Genomic DNA, 4297 nt, shown 5'->3' with positions numbered 1-4297 from the left:
CCGCCCACCTGCCCGGCCGGCTCGGCGCCGACCTGCTGGAGACCGCCCGCACCGCCTTCACCGACGGCCTGCACGTCGCCGCCGTGGTCGGCCTGGTCTTCGCCCTGGGCGCCGCGGCCCTGGCCTACCGCCTGATGCGCCACCTCCCGGCCGCCGCCCCCGCCCCGGAGCCCGTCACCGCCTGACCCGGCCGGCCCGATCCACGCGAGTCATCGAGAGCCCCCGCCCACCCGGGCGGGGGCTCTCCGCCGTTCCGCGCTCCGAACCCCGCACCGGGCGCCGATCCCCGCGTGCCGCCCGCGCCGGACCTCCACCCGGGGGTGGACCACGGTGGGTCCACCCCCGGGTGCGTGCCCCGACCGCCCACCGGGGAGGACCGTGGAGGCACACCTCGGACCCGACCGCCGGGAGCCCCTCATGTCCCTGCCCGCCCTCCTCTCCCTCCTCGGCCTCCTCTGCTGGATCGCCTACGAGCTGCTGCTGCGCTGGCGCGAGGACGCCTCCGCCGGCAGCTGGCACGCCGACCGCGGCGACCGCGGGTCGACCCGGCTGCTGCTCGGCTGCTACGCCCTCTCCGTCCTGGCCGTGGTGCTGTTCGACCGCGCCGCGGTCGGCGAACTGCCCACCTGGGCCCGCTGGTTCGGGGTGGCCGCGGTGGCCGCCGGGCTGGCGCTGCGGGCCTGGGGCATGCGCACCCTGGGCCGCTACTACACCCGCACCCTGCGCACCGTGGACACCCAGCGCGTGGTCCGCACCGGCCCGTACCGGCTGATCCGGCACCCCGGCTACGCCGGCAGCCTGCTGGTCTGGGTCGGCTACGCGGTCGGCACCGGCGGCTGGGCCGCCGCCCTGGTGGTCGCGGCCCTGCTGCTCGCCGCGTACGGCTGGCGGATCTCCGCCGAGGAGCGCCTGCTGCTGGACGCCCTCGGGAGCGAGTACGCGGAGTACCGCCGGGTGTCGAAGCGTCTGGTGCCGTTCATCTACTGATCGGATACCGATCGGAGCGGAGCGGTCGGCGGGTGTGAGCTTCGGCACCCGCATTCGGCCAGGTGGACGGCGCGGCGCTCGCGATCCGCTCGAACGGCACCTGGTTTTTGGCCAGCGTTTCCCAGCTGGTGTATCCGTTCTCCGTCATGGCCAGGCATACTGGCCAACACGGGCGCTGGCGCCCGCCACGACTCTAGACAAGAAGGGACCGGTGGCCAGGGATGCTGCGGAACGGTCTTGAGCCCTGGCACATTCTCGTGGTGCTGGCGGTCGTCATCCTGCTGTTCGGATCGAAGAAGCTGCCCGAGATGGCCCGTGGTCTGGGCAAGTCCATGCGCATCCTGAAGGCCGAGACGAAGGCCATGCGCGAGGACGACACCCCGGCGGACGCCGCTGCCGCCGGTACCGCGCAGAGCACCGCCGCTCCCCAGCAGAGCGCCGACCGCCCGGCCGTCACGCCGACCAACGTGACCAAGGCCACCGAGACCAAGCGGCCCGAGACGACCGCCTGATCCTCCTTTCTCCTCCGGAAGCCCCTGGTGACCCCACCAGGGGCTTTCCGCCGTTCCGGGCCGTTCGCGGGGCCGCTCAGCGGCTGGTCGCGGGCCCGCACAGGGGCTGGTCGAGGGGCCGTTCGCGCCACCGCGCCTCCCGACTGGCCGTCCGATCTGATCCGTTGTCTCCTGGATTGCACCCCCGGAGGAACGGAGTCCCGGCATGCCGACCGACCGGCCCGGCGACGAGCTGGCCGAGCTGCGGGCCCGGCTGAGCGCCGTCGAGGCCCAGGAGGCACGGCTCGCCCGACAGTTGGCGACCGGCCCGGCGCCGCACCCGACGGACCGTCCGCCGCCCCGGCACCGGGTGCGCTCCTTCCTCGCCGCCCTGCTGATCGTCCTCGCCTGCGTGCTCACCCCGCTCAGCGCCCTCGCCTTCTGGGCGAGGTCCCAGATCAGCGACACCGACCGCTACCTCGCGACGATGGCCCCGCTGGCCAGGGACCCCCGGATCAAGACGGCCGTCACCGACCGGGTGACCGCCGAGATCGTGAAGCAGCTCCCGCTCGACTCGCTGCTCGACGGCCTCGCCCCGGCCGACCGGCCCCAGCTCGGCGCCCTGCTGGGCGGCATCGGCCAGGCCCTGACCGACGGACTCAGCGGCCTCGTCCACACCCAGGTCGCCCGGCTCGTGGACAGCGACGCCTTCGTCGCCCTCTGGACGGAGGTCAACCGGAACGCGCACGCCGCCCTGGAGAAGATGGTGACCGGACAGGGCGGCGGCGCCGTCGAGGTCCGCAACGACACCGTGGTGCTGGACCTCGCCCCGGTGATCGCCCGGGTGAAGTCCGCGCTGGTCGACCAGGGCGTCCCGCTGGCCTCCCGGATCCCGGAGATCCACACCTCGTACCCGCTGGTGCAGTCCGACGCCATCCCCAAGGTCCGCACCGCCCTGCGGGTCCTGGACCTGGCCGGCTTCTGGGTCCCGGTGCTGGCCGGCGCCTGCGCGCTCGGCGGGGTGCTGCTCGCGACCCGGCGACGCCAGGCGGTGGTGACGACGGCCCTCGGCATGGCGGGCGGTGCGCTGCTGCTGGGCATCGGGCTGAGCGTGTTCCGGGCCGTCTACCTGGACCGGCTCCCCGCCGACGTCGACCAGGCCGTCGCCCAGGCGGTGTACGACACCCTGGTGCGGTACCTGCGCTCGGCCGTCCGGGTGGTGGTCACCCTCGGGCTGCTGGTCGCGCTCGGCGCCTGGGTCATCGGCCCCGGGCGCTGGGCACGCGCCGTCCGGGGCGGCTGGCGCGCCGGACTGGGCGCGGTACGGCGGGTGGCCGGACGGTCCGGGCTGCGGCTCGGGCCGGTCGGCCGGTTCGTCCACCCCTGGAAGGCCCCGCTGGGCTGGCTGGCGGTGGCGCTCGCGGCGCTGGCCTTCGTCCTGTGGAGCTACCCGACGGTGCTGGTGACGCTCTGTCTGGCGCTCGGGCTGGTCGCCGTCCTGGCGGTGCTGGAGCTGCTGGACGAGCCGGGGCGGCCCGGGGAAGGAACCCGGGCCCCGGCCTGAGCGGGCCGGCCCGCCCGGGCACCGGGCTTGGCCTGAGCGGAGCAGTCCGACGGGCGCCGGAGGGTGCGGTGGCCGAGGCTGAGCGGGATGTCCGAGAACCCGCTGCCGCCGCCCGCCGACCTGCGGGCCTGGTCCTGGCTGCTCGGCGCGTCCACGCTGCTGATGCTCGGGTACTTCCTGCTGCCACTGCAGTTGCTGGGCGAGCGCCGGCCGCTGCTGAGCTGGCTGGTGTTCGCGGGGGCGCTGGTCGGGCTGACCTGGCTGATGCTCGCCAAGATCGTCGGGGTGATGCGGGGGACGGCCAGGCAGCCGGTGCTCTGGCTGGCCTTCCTGATCTTCCTGGCGCTGACCATCTTCGCCGCCACGTACTACGTCCTGGGCGCCCACAAGGCGGAGTTCGCCGGACTGGAGACCCGGCTGGACGCGCTCTACTTCACCGTCGTGACGATGGCGACGGTGGGCTACGGCGACATCACCCCGGCCGGGCAGACCGCACGGCTCGTGGTGGTGCTCCAGATCGGGTACAACTTCGTCTTCCTGGCGGCGGCCGCCGGAACGGCCTCCCGGGCGATCCGCGGCAACGTCGAACGCAGGATCCGCGAGCGGGGCTGAACCGGCCCGACGTACGGACCGGTTGCCGCACAGCGTTGTCCACAGCCTGTGGACAACGCTGTGGGCTCAGCAGCGGCTGGCGTCGATCACGCAGAAGCGATTGCCCTCGGTGTCGGCCAGGACCACGAAGTCCGGGTCCTCGGGGTAGCGCTTCCAGTCGACGCGCTCGGCGCCGAGGGCGACGGCACCGAGCGTCGGCACACCGCCATCGTGGCGGCCCGTCAGTCGTCCTGGAAGTCGGCGGTGGTGTGGAGGGTGGCGTACAGGGCGGAGAGGCGGGCGTTCCAGTTGGCATAGGTGGGGACGTCGACGGCGTGCTTCTTGCCCATGTCCCGGATCACCTTCTGGGCGTCCTTGAGCTCCTGCGCGGCGTCGTCCGGGTTGCCCTCGTTGAGGCGGGCGGCGGTGGTGTCGAGGATCCTGAGCAGCTCCGCTTGCTTGTCCCGCTCCTTGCCGACCTGGGCCTGGGCGACGGCCTGGCGGAAGGCCTGGATCTGCAGCGCGGCGGGCTGGTTGCGCGGGACGGCCTGGGTGGGGGCCGGGGGCACGGACGGGGGCACCGAGGGGGTGGTGGGGGCCGCCGAGGTCGCGGTCGGGGAGGCCTTCTGGGTGGGCGTCGCGGCCGAACCGGCGGGGGTGGTGG

At 74.2% G+C, this 4297-nt stretch carries 4 protein-coding genes and 3 pseudogenes; 5 read left to right on the top strand and 2 right to left on the bottom strand.

Annotation, left to right across the window (positions count from 1 at the left end; translation table 11 throughout):
* The 5 genes and pseudogenes from AE652_RS36390 to AE652_RS36370 all read left to right on the top strand — a co-directional run.
* A pseudogene (locus AE652_RS36390) lies at positions 1 to 185 on the top strand (MFS transporter); the annotation flags it as partial.
* A gap of 232 nt (positions 186 to 417) precedes the next feature.
* Complete coding sequence (locus tag AE652_RS36385; protein WP_053112478.1) at positions 418 to 987, top strand: isoprenylcysteine carboxylmethyltransferase family protein; 570 nt, start codon at positions 418 to 420, stop codon at positions 985 to 987.
* A 221-nt stretch (positions 988 to 1208) separates the two neighbouring features.
* Entirely contained in the window at positions 1209 to 1499 is a 291-nt protein-coding gene (tatA, locus tag AE652_RS36380; protein ID WP_049659292.1) for a Sec-independent protein translocase subunit TatA, read from the top strand.
* 205 nt (positions 1500 to 1704) lie between these two features.
* Positions 1705 to 3042, top strand: a complete 1338-nt coding sequence (locus tag AE652_RS36375; protein ID WP_053112475.1) for a hypothetical protein — start codon at positions 1705 to 1707, stop codon at positions 3040 to 3042.
* Positions 3043 to 3129: 87 nt separating this feature from the next.
* Positions 3130 to 3654: an ion channel gene (locus AE652_RS36370; RefSeq protein WP_053112473.1), complete on the top strand. Its 525-nt coding sequence runs from the start codon at positions 3130 to 3132 to the stop codon at positions 3652 to 3654.
* Between the two features lie 66 nt (positions 3655 to 3720).
* Here AE652_RS36370 and AE652_RS36365 read toward each other — a convergent pair.
* Positions 3721 to 3837: pseudogene (locus tag AE652_RS36365) on the bottom strand (VOC family protein); the annotation flags it as partial.
* A gap of 38 nt (positions 3838 to 3875) precedes the next feature.
* Positions 3876 to 4297: pseudogene (locus AE652_RS36360) on the bottom strand (hypothetical protein); the annotation flags it as partial.

It is taken from the genome of Kitasatospora sp. MY 5-36 (genome assembly GCF_001182915.1).
In the GTDB taxonomy this organism is placed as follows: Bacteria; Actinomycetota; Actinomycetes; order Streptomycetales; family Streptomycetaceae; genus Kitasatospora.
The sequence above is the reverse complement of the archived record's forward strand: the minus strand, read 5'-3'. Positions and strand labels throughout refer to the sequence as shown.